This is a genomic window from Microbacterium aurum, assembly GCF_016907815.1.
Classification (GTDB): domain Bacteria; phylum Actinomycetota; class Actinomycetes; order Actinomycetales; family Microbacteriaceae; genus Microbacterium; species Microbacterium aurum.
Map to the genome: position 1 here is coordinate 2,855,913 of NZ_JAFBCQ010000001.1, position 19,217 is coordinate 2,875,129.

A 19,217-nucleotide genomic window follows, 5' to 3' on the forward strand; every position below is an offset into this window, starting at 1 on the left:
GGCGACGCCGAGCGCATGTCGGCTGTTCGCGTGCCGTTCACGGGACCGCGGTAGGACGGAGCGGTGAGCGCTGACCTGCTGGCCGGACTCGGGCACAGCGGATGGCTGCTGCCGGCGCTGTTCGCCCTCGTCCTGCTCGACGCGCTGCTGGTCGTCGTCCCCGGCGAGGTCGCGGTGAGCGCCCTCGGGGCCCTGTCGGTGTCGGTGGGGGCGCCGCCGCTGGCCGCGGTCATCGTCGTGGCGTCGGCGGCGGCGCTCACCGGCGACGCCCTGTGCTTCCTGGTGGGCCGCCGTGTCGGCGTCGAGCGCTGGCGATGGATGCGCACCGACAGGGTGCGCCGGGCCGTCGCCTGGGCGCGCGGGCGCCTGGACCGCAGCACCGCGGCGGTCGTCTTCACCGCGAGGTTCGTGCCCTTCGCACGGCTCGCGGTCAATCTCACCGCCGGCGCGACGGGTGTCGGCGCGGTGCGCTACCTGGCGGTCGCGGCGGGCGCGGCGACCGCGTGGGGCGTCTACCAGGCGGTGGTGGGCGCGGCGGTCGCGGCGCTCCTGCCCGACGCCCCCGCGCTCGCCGTGGTGGTCTCGGTCGTCGTGGCGCTGGCGCTCGGGATCGTCGTCGACCGCATCCTCGCCGCCCGTGCGCGGGTGACCGGTGCGCGGCGCCAGAATGGAGTCATGACGTCACGCATCGCCATGCCCGCCCGCCTCTCCGACGCCGACGGGGCCGACGCCCGCGTGGGCCTGGCGAACGCGATCTTCGACGATGTGGCGGCGCTCGTGCGCGCCGAGGGCCTGGACGTCGTGGTGGTGCGGGACACCGACCTCTCCGGCTTCGACGGCCTGGTGCTGCCCGGCGGCGGCGACGTCGACCCGGCTCGCTACGGCGGCGACCCGTCCGCGCCTTGCTACGACGTCAACGCTGCGCAGGACGAGCTCGACCTCGGCATCCTCGCCGCCGCGATCGAGCGCGGCCTGCCGGTCCTCGGCGTCTGCCGCGGACTGCAGGTGCTCAACGTGGCGCTCGGCGGCACCCTCATCGAAGACCTCGCCCCGGGCGCGGTGCGGCACACGCCGGGAACCGACGGGTGCGGCGAGCTGGAGTGGACGTGGCACCCCGTCGCCGTCGCCGCCGGTTCACGGCTGCGCGACGAGATGGATGCCGACGAGATCCCGGTCGCGTCGGGTCACCATCAGGCGATCCGCGCGCTCGGGACCGGGCTCGTCGCGACAGCGGTCGCGCCGGACGGCGTCGTCGAGGCCGTCGAGCACGAGAGCCTGCCGATCATCGCGGTGCAGTGGCACCCGGAGGCCGAGGGCACCCCCGCCGATCTGGCGGCGGCGCCCTTCGCGGCCTTCGCGAGCCTCGTGCGCGCCGGCCGGCTCGCGGCGCGCTGACTACTCCCCGGCGAGGCCCCCCAGCAGGTGGCCGTCCTTCGGCGCGTTCAGCAGCCGGGTGAAGCTGTCGAGATAGTTCTCCGGGCTGAGCGGGTCGGCGTTCTGCGCCGCCGGCCGGCGGGCGATGGCCGCCGCGAACTCGCGTGCGCCGCGCTCGACGCGGGCCGACAGCGGCGCGACGTCGTCGGCGGCGGCACCCCAGTCGCTGGATGCCGCGAACACACCCGTCGAGACCGGCTCGGCGTGCAGGTACGCGAACAGCGGGCGGATCGCGTAGTCGATCGCCAGCGAGTGCCGCGCCGTGCCGGCGTTCGCACCGATGAGCACCGGCATCCCGGACAGGGCGTCGGGATCGAGCACGTCGATGAATGACTTGAACAGTCCCGAGTAGCTCGTCGAGAAAATCGGCGTGACCACGATGACGCCGTCTGCGGAGACGACGGTGTTGATCGCCGACTCCAGCGCGGGCGGCGCGAAGCCGGTCAGCAGGTTGTTCGTGATGTCGTGCGCGAGGGCGCGCAGCTCGACCGTGTCGACGGTGGCCTGGATGGGCTGGCCGTCTGGTCCCTGAACCTGTCGCAGGGCGGCCACCGTGGCCGCCGCGAGGCGGTCGGCGAGCATGCGCGTCGACGAGGGGTTGGACAGGCCCGCCGAGACGACGGCGATGCGCCGGGCGGTCACCGTGCACCGCCCGTCGCTGCGGCGCCGAAGGCCGAACCGGCGGGCGCCGGCTGGTCCTGGTAGGGCGACGGGCCGCTGAGGTTGTCGCCGCGGTTCGCCCGCGGCGTCGCCTGCCGAGCCGGGCCGTCGCCATAGGCGGCCTTCACGAGAGCCGCGTGCGTCGGAGCATCCGGCACGGCGGCCGGACGGTCCTTCGCGAACTCGCGGCGCAGCACCGGCACGACCTCGCCGCCGAGGAAGTCGAGCTGCTCGAGCACCGTCTTCAGCGGAAGCCCCGCGTGGTCCATGAGGAACAGCTGCCGCTGGTAGTCGCCGAACAGCTCGCGCATGCCGGCGTAGCGGTCGATGACCTGCTGGGGCGACCCCACGGTCAGCGGCGTCATCTCGCTGAAGTCCTCCAGGCTCGGTCCGTGGCCGTACACGGGCGCGTTGTCGAAGTACGGGCGGAACTGCGCCACGGCATCCTGCGAATTGCGCGCCATGAACGCCTGGCCGCCGAGGCCCACGATCGCCGTCTCGGGCGTGCCGTGGCCGTAGTGCTCCCAGCGCTGGCGGTACAGGCCGATGAGGCGCTGGTAGTGCTCGGCCGGCCAGAAGATGTTGTTCGCGAAGAACCCGTCGCCGTAGTAGGCGGCCTGCTCGGCGATCTCGGGCGTGCGGATCGAACCGTGCCAGACGAACGGCGCCACCCCGTCGAGCGGCCGCGGCGTTGCGGTGAAGCCTTGCAGCGGCGTGCGGAACGTGCCCTCCCAGTCCACGACGTCCTCGTGCCAGAGCTTGTGCAGCAGCGCGTAGTTCTCGATCGACAGCGGCAGGCCCTGGCGGATGTCCTTGCCGAACCACGGATAGACCGGGCCGGTGTTCCCGCGGCCGAGCATGAGGTCCATGCGGCCGCCGGAGAGGTGCTGCAGCATGGCGTAGTCCTCGGCGATCTTCACCGGGTCGTTGGTCGTGATGAGCGTCGTCGCCGTCGAGACGATGAGGCGCTCGGTCTGCGCGGCGATGTACGCGAGCGTCGTCGTCGGGGACGACGACCAGAACGGCGGGTTGTGGTGCTCGCCGAGGGCGAAGACGTCCAGGCCGACTTCTTCGGCGTGCTTCGCGATCTCGACGGTCGCGCGGATGCGCTCGGCCTCGCTGGGGGTGTGGCCCGTCGTCGGATCCTGGGTGATGTCGCTGACGGTGAAGATGCCGAACTGCATCTGCGGGGCAGCCGCACCGGTGGTGGTCTCGTTCACGGTCCCTCTTCCCTTCGCGGATGCCGCGGCATCCAATACATGCGAATGAATGTATCTGGTGCAACGCGCCTGCGTCCAGGCTATTCCCGACCGGCCGACGGGGGCGGGTAGGGTGGCCAGCGACATGACGACGACGCCCTCCGCCCCGCAGACCGGCGCCGTCCGCGCGCCCCGGCGTCGCGTGCCGCTGTGGGACAACGCCCGCTTCGCGTGCATCGTGCTCGTCGTCCTCGGCCACGCGGTGCAGCGTTTGACGTACGACAGCGACATCGCGCTCGGACTGTACCTGCTCGTCTACGCGTTCCACATGCCGGCGTTGGCGATCATCTCCGGCTACTTCTCGAAGTCCGACTCCCCGAGCCGACGGCAGATGGCGCGCGTCCTCACCGACATCGTGGCGCCGTACGTCATCTTCGAGACGCTCTGGACGCTGACGAAGTGGCTCGTGGAGGGCCAGGCGAACCCCAACCTCACCCAGCCGTCGTGGACGCTGTGGTTCCTCCTCGCCCTCGCCCTCTTCCGCCTCGTCCTCCCCTACCTCGCGCTGCTGCGGTGGCCGCTCGTGTGGACGGTCGCCATCTCGCTCGCCGTCGGCTACTGGCCGAACATCGACTCGACGCTCTCGCTGTCGCGCACTCTCGGACTGCTCCCGTTCTTCACGCTGGGGTGGTGGCTCGCCCACCACGACATCGTCGCCCGGTTCCGGCTGCTGCAGCGACGGCGGCTGTGGGTGCGGGTGGGCGCGGTCGCCCTCTTCGCCGTCTCCGGCTTCGTCGCCTGGTACTTCGTGGACGCCTGGCGCGCCGTGAACCTGCGGGAGTGGCTGTTCTACGACGAGGACTACGCCACGCTCGGCGGACCGTGGTGGTCGGGGGCGCTGCGACTCGCGCTCATGGCGATCGCGCTCGTGCTGAGCGTGGCGTTCTTCGCCCTCATCCCCCGCGGCACGTACTGGTGGACCCATTTCGGCCAGTACACGATGTACGTCTACCTGCTGCACTCGTTCGTGCTGTACCCGTTCCGCGAGACCGGGATTCTCCGCAACGCCGAACCGACCTGGCTGTGGCTGCCGGCGGTGGTGGTCCTCTCGGTCGTCATCGCACTGGCGCTGGCCACGAAGCCGGTGCGCACCGTCTTCCGTCCGCTCATCGAACCGCGCCCCGCGTGGCTGTTCGCCGATCCGGCCCTCGCCGGCCGCGAGGGGCACCGCTCCGACCCGACCGGCTCGCGCCGACCCCGGTAACCCGGCGCAACACAGGGGCGGATGCCGCGGCATCCGCCTACTCTCATCGCATGAGCGACCTGAACCTTCCCGTCCTCGACCTCTCACTCCTGGACGGCGACGCGGACGACGCCGCGCGCTTTCGCGCGGCGCTGCGCGCCGCGACCCACGACGTCGGCTTCTTCTACCTGACCGGCACCGGGATCCCGCCGGAGCTCGAGGTACGCCTGCACCGCACCGCGCGCGCGTTCTTCGACCTGCCCGAGGCCGACAAGCTCGCCATCGAGAACGTCAACAGCCCGCACTTCCGCGGGTACACCCGTATCGGCGGCGAGCGGACGCAGGGAAAGGTCGACTGGCGCGAGCAGATCGACATCGGGCCCGAGCGCACGGCGGTCGACGATCCGGACGCGCCGGAGTACGCCCGCCTCATCGGCCCGAACCTGTGGCCGGAATCTCTCCCCGAGCTGCGCGAGGTCACGGCGCAGTGGCAGGAGCACCTCGCCGGCGTCGCCCGGAAGCTCCTGCGCGCCTGGGCGCTCGCCCTCGGCGCGCCGGAGACCTACTTCGAGGAGCACTTCGGCGAGCCGTCGACCCTGCTGAAGATCGTCCGCTACCCCGGCACCGACGCCCCCGAGCCCGCGCAGGGGGTCGGAGCGCACAAGGACTCCGGCGTGCTGACGCTGCTGTGGGTCGAGCCCGGCAAGGGCGGGCTGCAGGTGCAGCGTGACGGGGTATGGGTGGATGCCCCGCCCGTGCCGGGAGCCTTCGTCGTCAACATCGGCGAGATGCTCGAGTATGCGACCGGCGGGTACCTCGTGGCGACCAATCACCGGGTGATCTCACCGCGGCATCCGGACGATCGGATCTCGGTGCCGTACTTCTTCAACCCCGCCCTGGACGCGACGCTGCCGCTCATCGAGCTGCCGGCCGAACTCGCCGCGCAGGCGCGCGGCGTGACGCAGGATCCCACGAACCCGATCCACGCGCGCTACGGCGAGAACGCGTTGAAGTCCCGGCTGCGCGCCCACCCCGACGTCGCCGCGCGCTGGCACGCCGACCTGCTCGCCGCCCGCGCATAGCCCTGGCATCCGCCGGCCTGCGCGCCGAGACGGGAGATCTGTGTCGAGACGGGGTGCGGCGCATGCCGTCTCGACACGAATGTCCCGTCTCGCGAAGCCGTCGCGCGAACGACGAAGGCCGCCCACACCGTGGGCGGCCTTCTCAAGAATGTTCTGCGCGATTGAACGCTCGTGCGATGCTTAGCGGCGCAGACCGAGACGCTCGATGAGCGAGCGGTAACGGTTGATGTCGATGTCCTGCAGGTAACCCAGCAGGCGACGACGCTGACCGACGAGCAGGAACAGCCCACGACGCGAGTGGTGGTCGTGCTTGTGCTCCTTGAGATGCTCGGTGAGGTCCTTGATGCGCTGCGTCAGCATCGCGACCTGCACCTCGGGGGATCCGGTGTCACCGGGGTGCGTCGCGTACTCTTCGATGATCGCCTTCTTGACGTCTGCTTCCAGTGCCATAGGTGATCCCCTCTCTCCTTGTTGCGCGGCGCCCGACGCCTGATGCGTGGGCTCTCTTTATCCGCGGCCGATCCAACGGCAACCTGAAGAGTCTACCAGTCTCCTAGGCTCGGACGATGCCCCGCCTGCGCCGCGACAGCTTCATCGACCTGCGGCCGTTCACGGCGAGCCCCGCCTTCGCGCGCATGTGGGTCGGGTCGACGCTCGCCGGGCTCGGCGGGCAGCTGACCATCGTCGCGGTCATGCTGCACATGTACGAGCTGACCGGGTCGACGTTCGCGGTGTCGATGATCGCCGTCGCCGGGCTCGTGCCCATGGTGATCGCGGGACTGTACGGCGGGATGCTTGCGGATGCCTTCGACCGGCGCCGGGTCGCGCTGATCGCGGCATCCGTCACCTGGGTCTCGACGTTCCTGCTGGCCGTCCTGGCGTGGGGAGGCCTCGAGACGGTCGCGTGGCTGTACGCGCTGAGCGTCGTCAACTCCGCCGCCAACTCCATCGTCTCGGCGACCCGGCAGGCGATCGTGCCCCGGCTGCTCCCCCGCGAGCTGCTGCCGGCGGCGTCGGCGCTCAACGGCATCACGATGGGCATCATGGTGATGGGCGGGCCCGCCCTGGCCGGCGTGCTCGTCGCCCTCACCGGCTACGCGTGGACGTACTCGATCGACGTCGCGCTCATGCTCGCGAACTTCCTCGGCCTCTGGTCGCTGCCGGCGATCCGTCCCGAGGGCACCATGGTGCGACCCGGCCTCGAGTCGCTCCGCGACGGATGGCGGTTCCTGCGGCGCGCGGCGAACATCCGGCTGCAGTTCATCCTCGACATCATCGCGATGACCTTCGGGCAGCCGATCGCGCTGTTCCCCGCGATCGGCGCCGTGCTCCTCGGCGGCGGCGCCATCACGACGGGTGTGCTGACGGCGGCGATCGCCGCGGGCGCGTTCGTCTGCAGCGTCTTCTCCGGCCCGTTCGGGCGAGTGCGGCGCCAGGGAATCGGCATCGAGCGGGCGATCATCGTCTACGGCGTCGCGATCGGCCTGTTCGGACTCGCCCTGCTGGCCGGCGCCCTCGGCGCGTTCGCCCCCGAGACAGTGGACGAGGGGCACCCGAACGTCGTCATCATCGTCGTCGCGGCCCTCGCGCTTGCGCTCGCCGGTGCCGCCGACAACGTGAGCTCGATCTTCCGCAACACAATGGTGCAGGCCGCCGTGCCCGACGCCATCCGCGGGCGGCTGCAGGGCATCTTCATCGTCGTCGTCACCGGCGGTCCGCGCCTCGGGGCGCTGTACGCCGGGACGCTCGCGACGTTCACGGCGCTGTGGTTCCCGCCGCTCCTAGGCGGGATGCTGATCATCGCGCTCGTCGCGGTGCTCGTGCGCCTGAGCCCGCGTTTCCGGGCCTACGACGCCGAGCATCCCGTGCCGTAATGAGGCGACGGGGCGGATGCCGCAGCATCCGCCCCGTCGTCGTTCAGGGTGCGTCGGGGTCCGCAGGCGGATCCCCGAGCACAGGTCAGGCCTGGATCGAGCCCTGCAGGTCCAGCGTGATGGTGACGTCCTTGCCGACGAGCACGCCGCCGGTCTCGAGCGCCGCGTTCCAGGTGAGGCCGAAGTCCTCGCGGTTGATGACGGTCTTCGCCGTCGCGCCCGCCTTGTAGTTGCCCCACGGGTCGGTGCCGAAGCCGCCGAACTCGACCTCGAAGGTGACGGGCTTGGTGATGCCGCGGATCGTCAGGTCGCCGTCGACGAGGAAGTCGCCGCCTTCGTAGCGGACACCCGTGGAGACGAAGTCGAGCGTCGGGTACTGCTCGGCGTCGAAGAAGTCGGCGGAGCGGAGGTGGGCGTCGCGGCCCTCGTCCTTCGTGTCGACCGAGGCGACGTCGACGGAGGCGGTCACCTTCGTGTCGAGCGGGTTCTCGCCGGCCTCGATGGTGGCGCTCTTGACGCCGAAGACGCCGCGCACCTTGGAGATCATCATGTGGCGGACGGAGAAGGTCACCTCGCTGTGCGCGGGGTCGAGCACCCAGGTGCCGGCCTTGTAGCCGGGGATGTCGATCGTGGTGGTCGTGGTGTCGGTCATGTCATGCCCTTCGAAACGGAAGATGGTCTGCAGGGGTGAAACACCCCCGCAGACCATCTATTCCCACGAATATAAAAATCTTCTGAACGTTCAGCCGACCTTCAGCAGATCGATGATGAAGATGAGGGTCTTGCCACCCAGGAAGTGGCCGCCGGCGGGGCCGTAAGCCAGGTGCGGCGGGATGACGAGCTCACGGCGACCGCCGACCTTCATCCCCGGGATGCCGTCCTGCCAGCCCTGGATGAGACCGCGCAGCGGGAACTGAATGGACTCGCCGCGGCCCCACGAGGAGTCGAACTCCTCGCCGGAGTCGTACTCGACGCCGGCGTAGTGCACGGTGACGGTGTCACCGGGCTTCGCCTCGTCACCGTCGCCGACGATGATGTCGCGGATGACGAGGTCGGCCGGCGCGGGGCCGGAGGGGGCGTCGAACTCGGGCTTGGTGCGCTCTTCACTCATGGCATCCATCCAAGCACGGATGCCCGCGGCGCGCGCCCCGGCCGGTGCCGGACCGTGCCGGACAAGACTCAGCGCCCGGTGCCGCGGCGATGCCTGCGTGTCTCCCGGGCGCTGAGTTGGCCTGCCCCCATTGTCGCGGCGACCCCCGCGGGCGTCAAGAGGCCGGTGCGAGCAGGGCGGCGCGGGCCGCGACCGCCCGCGTCAGGAACACCTGCTCGTCGGCGGCCGCCGCCGGGTCGCGCCCGGTGAGGGCGCGCTGGCGCGCCGCCGCGAGACTCGTCGCCTCGGCGATGAACCCGCGCATGATGCGCCGGCGATCCCCGGGGAGGCCGGCCGCCCACTGCAGCGCCCGCCGTCGCCCCGCGGGGGTGGCGAGAATGTCGACCTCCATCGGCGAGAACCAGCCCGCGGCGGCGTACTCGCCGAGGCGCTCCCGGGTCAGCCGCGCCTCCTCGCGGCGGAGGGCGATGAAACCGCCGACGAACCCCGCGAACAGGGGCACCTGCAAGGTGGCGTACAGCGCGAAGAAGTCGGCGAACATGGCCGAGCCGTTCCACAGCGCGTGCAGCACGGCCGCACCCAGCATGCCGCCGATCCACGGTCCCACCGCGGCGCGCGTCGGGGTGCCGCGACGCGCCACCCGGCCCAGCACATACCCCGTCACGGCGGTGAACATGACGTGCGCGAACGGGGACAGGATGCCGCGGAGGAAGAACGTGAAGGTCGTCTCGGCCACGCCGCCCTCGATGAGGCTCGTCGAGAAGTAGAGGATGTTCTCGGTGAAGGCGAAGCCCGCGCCGACGAGCGCGCCGTAGACGATGCCGTCGACAGGGCCGTCGAAGGTGCGCCGTGCGGCGGCGAAGACGATGAAGACGCCGAGTCCCTTCGCGAACTCCTCGACCAGCGGAGCCTGGATCACCGACGAGAACGCCGCCCGGGCGGCGGAGCCGTCGTCGGGCACGAGGAAGCCGAGACCGATGTCGACGGCCAGCGCGATCACGACGGCGGCCACCGCGCCCCAGGCGAGCGCGAACACGACGAGCCCGGTCGGCTCCGGCTCCCAACGGTCGGCGATCCGCACCGCCAGGAGCACCCCGGTCAGCGGCAGCAGCGCCAGCACCATCCCGACCACCGGCGCGACGACGCCGAGGAAGGTCAGGATGTAGGCGGCGAGCGCGACGAGGAGCACCGCCAGGATCGCGTAGGCCCATACGGGCACCGATCGCCCGGCGCGTGCGGGCATCGGGAGCACCGGCGGCGAGACGGGGGCGGGGGCGACGGGCTGAGGCGGGACCTGGGGGCGGTGCGCCAGCGGCGACGGGTAGCTCACGGTCGAAAGCCTATTGCGCCGCATCCGGGATCCGACGGCCACGGTAGCCTGGGACGATGCGCCTGGCCCACGTCGTCCTGCCCGGATCGTCGCATCCGCAGCTGGTCGTGGTGACCCCGCGCGGCGCCGTCGCGGTTGCGGGCCTCTACGACGGCGCACCGCACGACCTGCCGCAGCTGATCGCGGGCGGCGACGATGCCCGCGCGCGCGTGGCCGCGGCATCCGCGGACGCGCCGGGCATCGCGCTGGAGGGTCTCACCTTCGGTCCGGCGGTCCCCGCTCCCCCCGTGGTGCTCGCCATCGGCCTGAACTACGCGGCGCACTCCAGCGAATTGGGCCTGAAGGCCGACACCGCGCCCACCGTCTTCGTGCTGTGGCCGAACTCGCTGTCCGCCCACGAGCAGACGACGACGTGGCCGCGCACGCTCAGCGAGTCGGTCGACTACGAAGCCGAGCTCGGCGTCATCATCGGTCGGCCGGCGAAGGACGTCGCCGAGGCCGATGCGCTGTCGCACGTGTGGGGCTACACCGTCGTCAACGACATCACGGCGCGCGACATCCAGTTCTCCGAGGCGCAGTGGTCGCGGTGCAAGTCGTTCGACGGGTTCACGCCCAACGGCCCGTTCATCGTCACCGCCGACGAGATCCCCGACCCGCAGGATCTGCACATCTGGGCCGTCGTCGACGGGCAGGTCGTGCAGGACGCGTCGACCGGCCAGATGATCCGTCCGGTGTCCACCCTCATCGCGCACCTGTCGCGCTCCGCGACGCTGCTGCCGGGCACCCTCATCTCGACGGGCAGCCCCGGCGGGGCCGGCTACTCGCGCGACCCGCAGATCTTCCTCCGCGACCGCTCGACCGTGACGGTCGGCATCGACGGGATCGGCGAGCTCACGACCCACTGCCGCATTCTCGGCTGACGCCTCCCCCCTTCCCCCCATCGATGCTCGGTGGAGGAGGGTGGCGAAGGTCAGCGGCCGGACTGCTCCAGGATCTCCTCGCACGTGATCGTGATGCCGTTGACGACCACGTTGCCCGTGGGGTCGTTGAGGCACGCGTTGACCTGGTTGACGAGGTCGGCGCCGCCCGCGGCGTTGAAGAGGGCGACCGCGAGGATGATGCCGATGATCGTCAGAACGAGCAGCACGCTGCTGACGATGATCGCAGCGAGCGCCATGCCGTTCTTCTGTCCGGCCTTGCGGCTCTGCACGAGCGCCACGATGCCGAGGATCAGCCCGACCAGCTGCAGGCCGACCGGCACGATGGCCAGCACGAGCGCCACGATGCCGAGGGTCTTGCCGGGGTACGAGCCGTTCGCCGCGGGACCGGCGTTGTAGGCCGGTGCCGCCTGGTAGGCCGGTGCGGCGTAGGCCGGGGCGCTGTCGGCGGCGGGCGGAGCCGGCGGTGCGTACTCGCCGTACGCCGGCTGCGGAGCCGGGGGCTGGTTTCCGGGTGCGGGGGTCGGGCTGTTGGGGTCGCTCATGGGGGCCTCCTGTGTCGATCCGGCACATACCGGCTGACGACACGCTAACGGACGGAGCGGCGCGCGCGCATCATCCGCACCGCGCGTGGGCAGAGCCGCCCCTCAGCCGGCCTCGACGATGCTCTCGGCCGGCTGGACGACCGGGATCGCCTGGGTGATGGTCTCCAGGCCCGACAGCCGCGCCGGCGAGAGCTGCTTGTCGACCTCTTCCCGAGTCATGAGCCCCGCCTCGACGACGAGGTCGCCGACGTTGCGGTGGGTCAGCAGCGCCGTCTTGGCGAGCGCCGCCGACGCCGCGTAGCCGATGAACGGGGTGAGCGCCGTGACGACCCCGACCGACGAGCCCACCATCGCGCCGAGCCGCTCGCGGTTTGCGGTGATCCCGTCGACGCAGTTGACCCGGAGAGTTCGCATGGCCCGGCGCATCCACGTGATCGACTGGAAGATCGAGTGCGCGATGATCGGCTCGAAGGCGTTCAGCTGCAGCTGGCCGCCCTCGACGGCCATCGTGACGGTGAGGTCGGCGCCGGCGACCGAGAACGCGACCTGGTTGACGACCTCCGGGATGACGGGGTTGACCTTGCCGGGCATGATCGAGGACCCCGCCTGCTGCGCGGGCAGGTTGATCTCGCCGAGGCCCGCCTGCGGGCCGCTGGAGAGCAGGCGCAGGTCGTTGCAGATCTTCGAGAGCTTGATGGCGTTGCGCTTGAGCGACGCCGAGAACGACATGAACGAGCCGGTGTCGCTCGTCGCCTCGACGAGGTCGTCGGCGGTCGCGAGGTCGAGGCCCGTGATCTCCCGGAGGTGGCGCAGCACCGCCGGGGCGTAGCCGGCGTGCGTCGTGATGCCGGTGCCGATGGCCGTCGCGCCCATGTTGATCTCGTACAGCAGCGAGGCGTTCTCGGTGAGGCGCTGGTGGTCGTATCCGAGCGTCGTCGCGAAGCCGTGGAACTCCTGCCCGAGGGTCATCGGGACGGCATCCTGCAGCTGCGTGCGGCCGATCTTGAGCACGTCGTGGAACTCCACCGCCTTGGCCAGGAACGACTGCCGCAGCAGATCGAGCTCCTCCAGCAGCGTCATGAGGTCGAGACTCAGGCCTACCTTGACGGCGGTCGGGTAGACGTCGTTGGTCGACTGGGAGCGGTTGGTATGGTCGATGGGCGAGAGGTAGGCGTAGTCGCCCTTGGGGCGGCCGGCGAGTTCCAGCGCGATGTTGGTGATGACCTCGTTCGCGTTCATGTTCGTCGAGGTGCCGGCCCCACCCTGCACGACGCCGACGACGAACTGATCGTGGAACTCGCCGTCGATGACGCGCTGCGCGGCACGGTCGATGAGGTCGGCGCGCTCGGCATCGAGCACGCCGATCTCGAGGTTCGCGCGCGCCGAGGCCTGCTTGACCATCGCGAGCCCGTTGACGAGGTCGCGGTAGACGGAGATCGGCCGCATCGAGATCGGAAAGTTCTCCAGCGCCCGCGCGGTGTGGATGCCCCAGTAGGCGTCGGCGGGGATCTCCATCGATCCCAGGGAGTCGGTCTCGGTGCGCGTCGTCGCGTCCAGTGCCATGAGTGCAGTCCTTGTGGGTCGTCGCCTCGGGTGGATGTGCTCCGAGCCTAACGCGCCGCCCCCACCGCCGCGGTGTGCACCGCGTACAGCCGGCCGGCTTGACCTCGCCGCGGCGTCACCGCTTCCGGGAGAACGCCTCGAGCCGCTCCGCGGGGCTCAGCGCCGCCATGCGACGGGTCCACTCCGCAGAGAAGACGTCCGCCGTCTCGGCCTCCCCCACCGGCACGACGGCGTGGGTGATGGTGTCGTCGTAGACGTGGACGAGCTGGAAGGACTGCCCGGCATCCATCCCGTTCACCTCCTGCGGCGGCCGCTGCAGGTTCATCGTGTAGCAGGTCGCCGAGGCGACGCTGACCGGGATGCCGTGGAAGGTGCCCGACGTGGAGTAGTGGAGGTGGCCGGCGAGGATCGCCCGCACGTCGCTGCCGGCGATCGCGGCGGCCAGCTCGTCCTGATGCTGCAGCTCGAGGATGTCGAAGAACGGGATGTGGCTCGTCAGCGGCGGGTGGTGCAGGGCGAGGATGGTGCCGAGCGGCGCCGGGGTCGCCAGCACGCCCCGCAGCCAGTCCAGCTGCGCGGCGTCGAGATCGCCGTGATGCCAGCCGGGGACCGTGGAATCCAACGCCACGAGGCGCAGGCCGCCGAGATCCCAGACGCCGGTGACCGGTTCTGAACTCGGCGCGGCGTCGAGCAGCCCCTCGCGCAGCGCTGGGCGCTCGTCGTGGTTGCCCGCCACCCAGACCACGGGGGCGCCCAGCCGGGCCGTGAACGGCTCGACCTCGGCGCGCAGCGCCGCGTAGGCGTCGGGCTCGCCGAGGTCGGTCAGATCGCCCGTGAACACGATGGCGTCGGGACGGATGCCGGTGCGCTCGACGGCGGCGAGGGTCGCGGTCAGGTTGCCCGCGGTGTCGTACCGGCCGCCCAGCGGGCGGTTACCCGCCAGCAGGTGCGTGTCGCTGATGTGCACGATGACGCGCTGGGCGGGTGCGTGCCGTCCGAACTGCATGGCCCCAGCCTAGGCCGGGGCGCCGACGCCCGGTCGCGGGGTCGGCCGAGGCCGCTCGTCGTGCGGCCGATGGTGGCGCCGACGCCGCCGCTCAGTGCCCGACGACGATGAGGACAAGGCCACCGAGCACCGCGAGCGCGCACAGGCCGAACGACCCGTATGCCCCGACCAGCGCGAGCCGCTTCTGGCCCTCGGTCAGCGGGCTCTTCTTCGCGGCCTTCGCCGCGGCCTTCGCGGCCCGCTGCGCTTCCTTCTCGGTGATGACCGTGATCGCGTCGGTGAACTCCGCCGGGGCCACGACCGGCGCACGGCCGGCACGGACGAGCAGACGCAGTCCGACGGCGTAGAACCCGACGACGAGGAGCGCGCCCACGAGCGCGGCGGCGAACACCTGCACGAAGGCGAACCAGTCGATCGTGATGTCCATCACCGGTCCTCCTTCTTCGCGGCCTTCTGCGCCTTCTGCGCCTTCTGCGCGTCCGCGCGCTGCTTGTCGGCGGCGCGGCGGTCATCGGCGGCCTGTTTCGCGTCGGTCTTCGCCTTCGCCTTGCGCTCCGCCTTCTCCTTCGCCTTCACCTCGGCCTTCAGCCGCGCCTCCTCCCGGAGGATCGCGCGCTGCCGGCGCGTGGGGGGCGCCTTGCGCGGCACCTTGACGGCCAGTCCCGAGTCGGCGACCTCGCTCATCGCGTTCGAGGAGTCCACCTGGTTGCGGCGCGACCGCCAGAACAGGCCCACGATGATCGCCACCGCCAGCACGGCGTCGACGGCGATCCCCCAGTTTCCGAACCACACGACCAGCAGGGCAGCGGCGGCTCCCACGGCCGCGGATGCCGGGAGGGTCAGCACCCAGCCGACGGCGATGCGCCCGACGGTGCGCCAGCGCACCTTCGACCCGCGCCGCCCGAGACCCGAGCCGATGACCGAGCCGGACGCGACCTGCGTCGTGGACAGCGCGAAGCCGAGGGCACTGGAGGCGAGGATCGTCGCCGCGGTGGAGGTCTCGGCCGAGAAGCCCTGCGCGGGCTTGACGTCGGTGAGGCCCTTGCCGAGCGTGCGGATGATGCGCCAGCCGCCCATGTAGGTGCCGAGCGCGATCGTGAATGCGCAGGCGAAGATGACCCAGGTCTGCGGGTCGGAGTGGTCGCTGTCCTGCCAACCCGCCATGATCAGCGCGAGCGTGATGACGCCCATCGTCTTCTGCGCGTCGTTGGTCCCGTGCGCGAGCGCGACGAGGCTCGACGTGAAGATCTGGCCCCAGCGGAAGCCGTCGCGTCCGTCGGGTTTGCTGTCGTAGCGGCGCGTGACGGCATACGCCAGGCGGGTCACGAGGAACGCGATGACGCCGGCCGTGAACGGGGCGATGAGCGCCGGCAGCACGACCTTGCTCAGTACCATGCCGAAGTCGATCGCCTGCAGGCTCGCGCCGACCAGGGTCGCACCGATGAGGCCGCCGAACAGGGCGTGCGACGAACTGGAGGGCAGGCCCAGCAGCCACGTCAGCATGTTCCAGGTGATCGCGCCGATGAGCCCGGCGAAGATGATCGGCAGGAAGTCCAACGGCGTGATCTGCTCTTCGCGGATGATGCCGTGCGAGATGGTCTTGGAGACCTCCGTCGACAGGAACGCGCCGACGAGGTTGAGGCTCGCTGCGAGCAGGACGGCGACCTTGGGCTTGAGGGCGCCGGTCGCGATCGGCGTCGCCATCGCGTTCGCGGTGTCGTGGAACCCGTTGGTGAAGTCGAAGAACAATGCCAGCGCGATGACCAGCACGACGATGAGGGCAGCGGTTTCCACAGTTCGCTTTCGTCGGGATTTCCAGGGAAGGGAGCCGATGCGATCGGCGGCGCGAACGAACAGTTCACCGTGGGTTCATGTTCCGGCAACCGGACGAGGAAAATCCTCGCACATCCGCCGGTGTTCGCAGAACCGCCCGGGCGGGCAGAGCCGTCGGTTACCGTGGACGCGTGAGCACGCCCGCCCCGCCCGTCGCCCCCGCCCGCCCCATCACCCGCACCCACCACGGCGACGAGGTCGTCGACCGGTACGAGTGGCTGCGTGCGAAAGAGGATGCCGACGTCGTCGCGCACCTGGAGGCGGAGAACGCCTACACTGCTCAGCGCACGGCGCACCTCGCCGGGCTCCGGGAGCGCATTTTCGGCGAGATCCGCTCCCGCACGCTCGAGACCGACCTGTCGGTGCCGACGCGCCAGGGCGACTGGTGGTACTACGGCCGCACCGTCGAGGGCCAGCAGTACGGCATCCACTGCCGGGCGCCGCTGGCCTCGCCCGACGACTGGACCCCGCCCGTCCTCACCCCCGGCGAACCGGTCGCCGGCGAGGTCGTGCTGCTGGACGGCAACACCGAGGCCGCCGGCCACGAGTTCTTCTCGCTCGGCAGCTTCGACGTCTCCACCGACGGCGGCAGACTGCTCTACGGCGTCGATGTCGAGGGCGACGAGCGCTACACCCTCCGCATCCGCGACCTCGCCACCGGCGCAGACCTCCCCGACACCGTCGAGAACACCTCGTCCGGCGCGTGCTTCTCCCCCGACGGCCGCTACGTCGTCTACACGACCGTCGACGAGGCGTGGCGCCCCGACACCGTGTGGCTGCACGAGGTGGGCACGGATGCCGACGCCGACGTGCGCCTGTTCCATGAGCCCGACGACCGGTTCTGGGTGGGAGCGGGGTTCACGCGCAGCGAGAAGTACCTGGTCATCGAGGTGGGGTCCTCGATCACGACCGAGGAGTATCTCGTCCCGGCATCCGACCTGCGTGCCGAGCCGCGCTCGATCTGGCCGCGCCGCGAGGGCGTGGAGTACTCCGCGACGCACGCCGTCGTCGGGGGCGAGGACGTGCTCTACGTGCTGCACAACGAGGGCGCACTGGACTTCGAGCTCGTGCGGGTGGCGGCGGCCGACCCGGGCGGCGCGCGCGAGGTCGTGCTGGCGCACGAGCCCGGCCGGCGTCTCCTCGACGTCTCTGCGTTCCGCGACTGGGCGGTGGTGTCGTATCGGCGCGAGGGACTCGCGCGCATGGGCATCCTCGACTACGCGAGCGGCCGCGTCGACGAGCTCGCGTTCGACGAGGACCTGTACACCGCCGGCGCCTCCGGCAATCCGGAATGGGCGCCGCCGGTGGTGCGGCTCGGGTACGGCTCGTTCATCACCCCCGGGACGGTGTACGACTACGTCGTCGCGACCGGCGAGTTCCTGCTGCGCAAGCGCCAGCCCGTGCTCGGCGGCTACGACCCCGCCGACTACGCGCAGCGCCGGGAGTGGGCCACGGCATCCGACGGCACGCGCGTGCCCGTCTCGCTGGTGTGGAAACGCTCGTTCGGTGACCCCGGCGACGGCGCCGCCCACCCCGTCCACCTGTACGGCTACGGGTCGTACGAGCACTCGATCGAGCCCGGGTTCTCCGTCGCGCGCCTGTCGCTGCTCGACCGGGGCGTCGTGTTCGCGATCGCGCACGTGCGCGGCGGCGGCGAGCTCGGCCGGCAGTGGTACGAGGACGGCAAGCTGCAGCACAAGCGCAACACGTTCACCGACTTCGTCGCGGTCGCGCAGCACCTCGTCGATGCGGGCGTCACGACGCCGTCGCTGCTGGTCGCCGAGGGCGGATCGGCCGGCGGCCTGCTGATGGGCGCGGTCGCGAACCTCGCCCCGGAGCTGTTCGCCGGGATCCTCGCCGACGTGCCGTTCGTCGACGCGCTGACCACGATCCTCGACCCGTCGCTGCCGCTCACGGTCATCGAGTGGGACGAGTGGGGCGACCCCCTGCACGATGCCGAGGTGTACGCGTACATGAAGTCATACTCGCCGTACGAGAACGTGCGAGAAGGGGTGCGCTATCCCCGCATCCTCGCCGTCACCTCGCTCAACGACACGCGGGTGTACTACGTCGAACCCGCCAAGTGGGTCGCCCGGCTGCGCGAGGTCGGTGCGGACGCGCTGCTGAAGTGCGAGATGGCCGCCGGACACGGCGGCGTCAGCGGTCGCTACAACGCGTGGCACCAGCGCGCCTTCGAACTCGCCTGGCTGCTGGACGTGCTGGGCCTCGCCGAGGGCTGACCCGCGGCATCCTGCGCCGCGCTGCGTCACGTCACGTCACGTCACGTCACGTCAAGTCACGGAGACAGGAGAAATCGCCGAGGCAGGACGTGTGATCGATGGCATGGCCTGTCTCGGTGAGATTTCCTGTGTCGGTGATGCGCGGGACGCGGGAGGGCAACCCCGGATGCCGAGGCGTCGGCGTTCGGACGCGGTCAGCGGTGCGCCGGCGCGAGGTGGAGGCCCTGCGCCATCGCCATCCGGATCGTTGCGATGACCTCGTCGGGGCAGAAGAGGATCTGGTAGTAGTCGAAGCGCAGCACGGTGTAGCCGCGCAGCACGAGCCGCGCGTCCGCGCGCAGGTCCCGCCGCCGATCGGCGGCTTGGTGATGCGTGAACCCGTCGATCTGCACCGCCAGGAGGTCGCCGATGATGGCGTCGATGGGCCGCCCGTCGACCCAGACCTGCTGCCGCACGACGACGCCGATGGAGCTCATCAGGCCGACGAAGACGGTCTCGAGGCCGGAGTCGGACAGCAACGAGGCGTGGGCGGCGATGGATCGCGCCGCAGCGCCGTGCCACTGCACGCGCGCGACCTCCGCCGCAGAGATGCGCTGCTTGCGCAGCGCGGACTCCCACACGCTCAACGCTTCGGCGACCGGGACGCACGCGGCGACATGAGCGAGCGTGTTCACGAGCGGCTCGCGCACGGCGGTCGCCCCGACGGGGACGACCGGGCGGCTCCAGTGCAGGCGCAGACCCGGGCGACAGACCCGCGACGCCGTCGCATCCACCGCCACGTGTGTCTCTTCGTGGGCGGGCGTCCACAGGCCCGAGAGGCTCGCCTCGCTGAGACACGTCAGCCGGCCACCGGCCGCGACGGCCGCGCGCACCGGCGCGGGCGCGTCCGGAAGCGCCAGCCACGACCGCCGCACCCAGTCCGCGACACCGGCGGCGACCGCCGAGCGGATCGCGTGGGTCGTGAACCCCGCCGCGCGCAGCGCCGTGGTGTGCGCGACCGCATCGTGCTGGCGGAGCCACTGAGCGAGCTGTTCGGGTGATGTCACGTCCCCAGACTGGCCGTGCGCCCCGGCATCCGGCCCCTGCAACGGCCGATCTGTGGACAGATCCACGAGAAGGCCGTCTGGGGAGAGGGCGATGATCGCGCCGGCGCTCCACC

18 protein-coding genes are annotated in these 19,217 nt (G+C 71.1%); 6 read left to right on the top strand and 12 right to left on the bottom strand.

The features are described 5' to 3' along the window. The first annotated feature begins 63 nt into the window (after nucleotides 1-63). A complete protein-coding gene (locus tag JOD60_RS14075; protein ID WP_157127957.1) occupies nucleotides 64-1,395 on the top strand; it encodes a gamma-glutamyl-gamma-aminobutyrate hydrolase family protein in 1,332 nt (443 codons plus the stop codon). On the opposite strand, the gene JOD60_RS14080 is transcribed toward JOD60_RS14075, so the two are convergent. Both JOD60_RS14080 and JOD60_RS14085 read right to left on the bottom strand, forming a co-directional pair. Then, nucleotides 1,396-2,076, bottom strand: a complete 681-nt coding sequence (locus JOD60_RS14080) for a CE1759 family FMN reductase (RefSeq protein ID WP_076691259.1) — start codon at nucleotides 2,074-2,076, stop codon at nucleotides 1,396-1,398. Continuing rightward, the gene (locus JOD60_RS14085; protein WP_076692233.1) at nucleotides 2,073-3,278 is read right to left on the bottom strand and encodes an LLM class flavin-dependent oxidoreductase; all 1,206 of its coding nucleotides are present in this window, start codon (nucleotides 3,276-3,278) and stop codon (nucleotides 2,073-2,075) included. Before JOD60_RS14085 ends, JOD60_RS14080 begins: the two co-directional genes overlap by 4 nt. 160 nt (nucleotides 3,279-3,438) lie before the next feature. On the opposite strand from JOD60_RS14085, the gene JOD60_RS14090 reads away from it, so the two are divergent. Together JOD60_RS14090 and JOD60_RS14095 are read left to right on the top strand one after the other, a co-directional pair. Next, nucleotides 3,439-4,557 carry an acyltransferase family protein gene (locus JOD60_RS14090; RefSeq protein ID WP_076691260.1) on the top strand — a complete coding sequence of 373 codons (1,119 nt, stop codon included), beginning with the start codon at nucleotides 3,439-3,441 and terminating at the stop codon, nucleotides 4,555-4,557. Nucleotides 4,558-4,607: 50 nt separating this feature from the next. Next, nucleotides 4,608-5,618, top strand: coding sequence for an isopenicillin N synthase family dioxygenase (locus tag JOD60_RS14095; protein ID WP_076691261.1), 1,011 nt, complete (start codon nucleotides 4,608-4,610; stop codon nucleotides 5,616-5,618). Nucleotides 5,619-5,798: 180 nt separating this feature from the next. On the opposite strand, the gene rpsO is transcribed toward JOD60_RS14095, so the two are convergent. Beyond that, nucleotides 5,799-6,068 carry a 30S ribosomal protein S15 gene (gene rpsO / locus JOD60_RS14100; protein ID WP_005048780.1) on the bottom strand — a complete coding sequence of 90 codons (270 nt, stop codon included), beginning with the start codon at nucleotides 6,066-6,068 and terminating at the stop codon, nucleotides 5,799-5,801. 116 nt (nucleotides 6,069-6,184) lie between these two features. Between rpsO and JOD60_RS14105 the strand changes: the two genes are divergently transcribed. After that, complete coding sequence (locus JOD60_RS14105; RefSeq protein WP_076691262.1) at nucleotides 6,185-7,492, top strand: MFS transporter; 1,308 nt, start codon at nucleotides 6,185-6,187, stop codon at nucleotides 7,490-7,492. Nucleotides 7,493-7,577: 85 nt separating this feature from the next. On the opposite strand, the gene JOD60_RS14110 is transcribed toward JOD60_RS14105, so the two are convergent. From JOD60_RS14110 to JOD60_RS14120, 3 genes are all read right to left on the bottom strand, one after another. Beyond that, nucleotides 7,578-8,144 (bottom strand): YceI family protein, encoded by a 567-nt coding sequence (locus JOD60_RS14110; protein WP_076691263.1) that lies wholly within the window; start codon nucleotides 8,142-8,144, stop codon nucleotides 7,578-7,580. 90 nt (nucleotides 8,145-8,234) lie between these two features. Next, on the bottom strand, nucleotides 8,235-8,603 hold the full coding sequence (locus JOD60_RS14115) for an FKBP-type peptidyl-prolyl cis-trans isomerase (RefSeq protein WP_076691264.1): 369 nt from the start codon (nucleotides 8,601-8,603) through the stop codon (nucleotides 8,235-8,237). A 154-nt stretch (nucleotides 8,604-8,757) separates the two neighbouring features. Then, complete coding sequence (locus JOD60_RS14120) at nucleotides 8,758-9,933, bottom strand: PrsW family intramembrane metalloprotease (protein ID WP_076691265.1); 1,176 nt, start codon at nucleotides 9,931-9,933, stop codon at nucleotides 8,758-8,760. A 56-nt stretch (nucleotides 9,934-9,989) separates the two neighbouring features. Between JOD60_RS14120 and JOD60_RS14125 the strand changes: the two genes are divergently transcribed. After that, on the top strand, nucleotides 9,990-10,853 hold the full coding sequence (locus tag JOD60_RS14125) for a fumarylacetoacetate hydrolase family protein (protein WP_076691266.1): 864 nt from the start codon (nucleotides 9,990-9,992) through the stop codon (nucleotides 10,851-10,853). 50 nt (nucleotides 10,854-10,903) lie between these two features. Here the strand turns inward: JOD60_RS14125 and JOD60_RS14130 are convergent, their stop codons facing one another. From JOD60_RS14130 to JOD60_RS14150, 5 genes are all read right to left on the bottom strand, one after another. Beyond that, nucleotides 10,904-11,416: a DUF4190 domain-containing protein gene (locus JOD60_RS14130; protein ID WP_076691267.1), complete on the bottom strand. Its 513-nt coding sequence runs from the start codon at nucleotides 11,414-11,416 to the stop codon at nucleotides 10,904-10,906. A gap of 102 nt (nucleotides 11,417-11,518) precedes the next feature. Continuing rightward, entirely contained in the window at nucleotides 11,519-12,979 is a 1,461-nt protein-coding gene (locus tag JOD60_RS14135) for an aspartate ammonia-lyase (protein ID WP_076691268.1), read from the bottom strand. Nucleotides 12,980-13,094: 115 nt separating this feature from the next. After that, entirely contained in the window at nucleotides 13,095-13,985 is an 891-nt protein-coding gene (locus tag JOD60_RS14140) for a phosphodiesterase (RefSeq protein WP_076691269.1), read from the bottom strand. A gap of 91 nt (nucleotides 13,986-14,076) precedes the next feature. After that, nucleotides 14,077-14,412 carry a peptidase gene (locus JOD60_RS14145; protein WP_076691270.1) on the bottom strand — a complete coding sequence of 112 codons (336 nt, stop codon included), beginning with the start codon at nucleotides 14,410-14,412 and terminating at the stop codon, nucleotides 14,077-14,079. Further along, complete coding sequence (locus JOD60_RS14150; RefSeq protein WP_076691271.1) at nucleotides 14,412-15,779, bottom strand: inorganic phosphate transporter; 1,368 nt, start codon at nucleotides 15,777-15,779, stop codon at nucleotides 14,412-14,414. The genes JOD60_RS14145 and JOD60_RS14150 overlap by 1 nt, the downstream gene beginning before the upstream one ends. A 77-nt stretch (nucleotides 15,780-15,856) precedes the next feature. Here JOD60_RS14150 and JOD60_RS14155 point away from each other — a divergent pair, with 77 nt between their 5' ends. After that, nucleotides 15,857-18,058, top strand: coding sequence for a S9 family peptidase (locus tag JOD60_RS14155; RefSeq protein ID WP_084202025.1), 2,202 nt, complete (start codon nucleotides 15,857-15,859; stop codon nucleotides 18,056-18,058). 194 nt (nucleotides 18,059-18,252) lie between these two features. Here the strand turns inward: JOD60_RS14155 and JOD60_RS14160 are convergent, their stop codons facing one another. After that, nucleotides 18,253-19,104, bottom strand: coding sequence for a DUF559 domain-containing protein (locus JOD60_RS14160; protein ID WP_076691273.1), 852 nt, complete (start codon nucleotides 19,102-19,104; stop codon nucleotides 18,253-18,255). Between the last annotated feature and the right edge of the window lie 113 nt (nucleotides 19,105-19,217).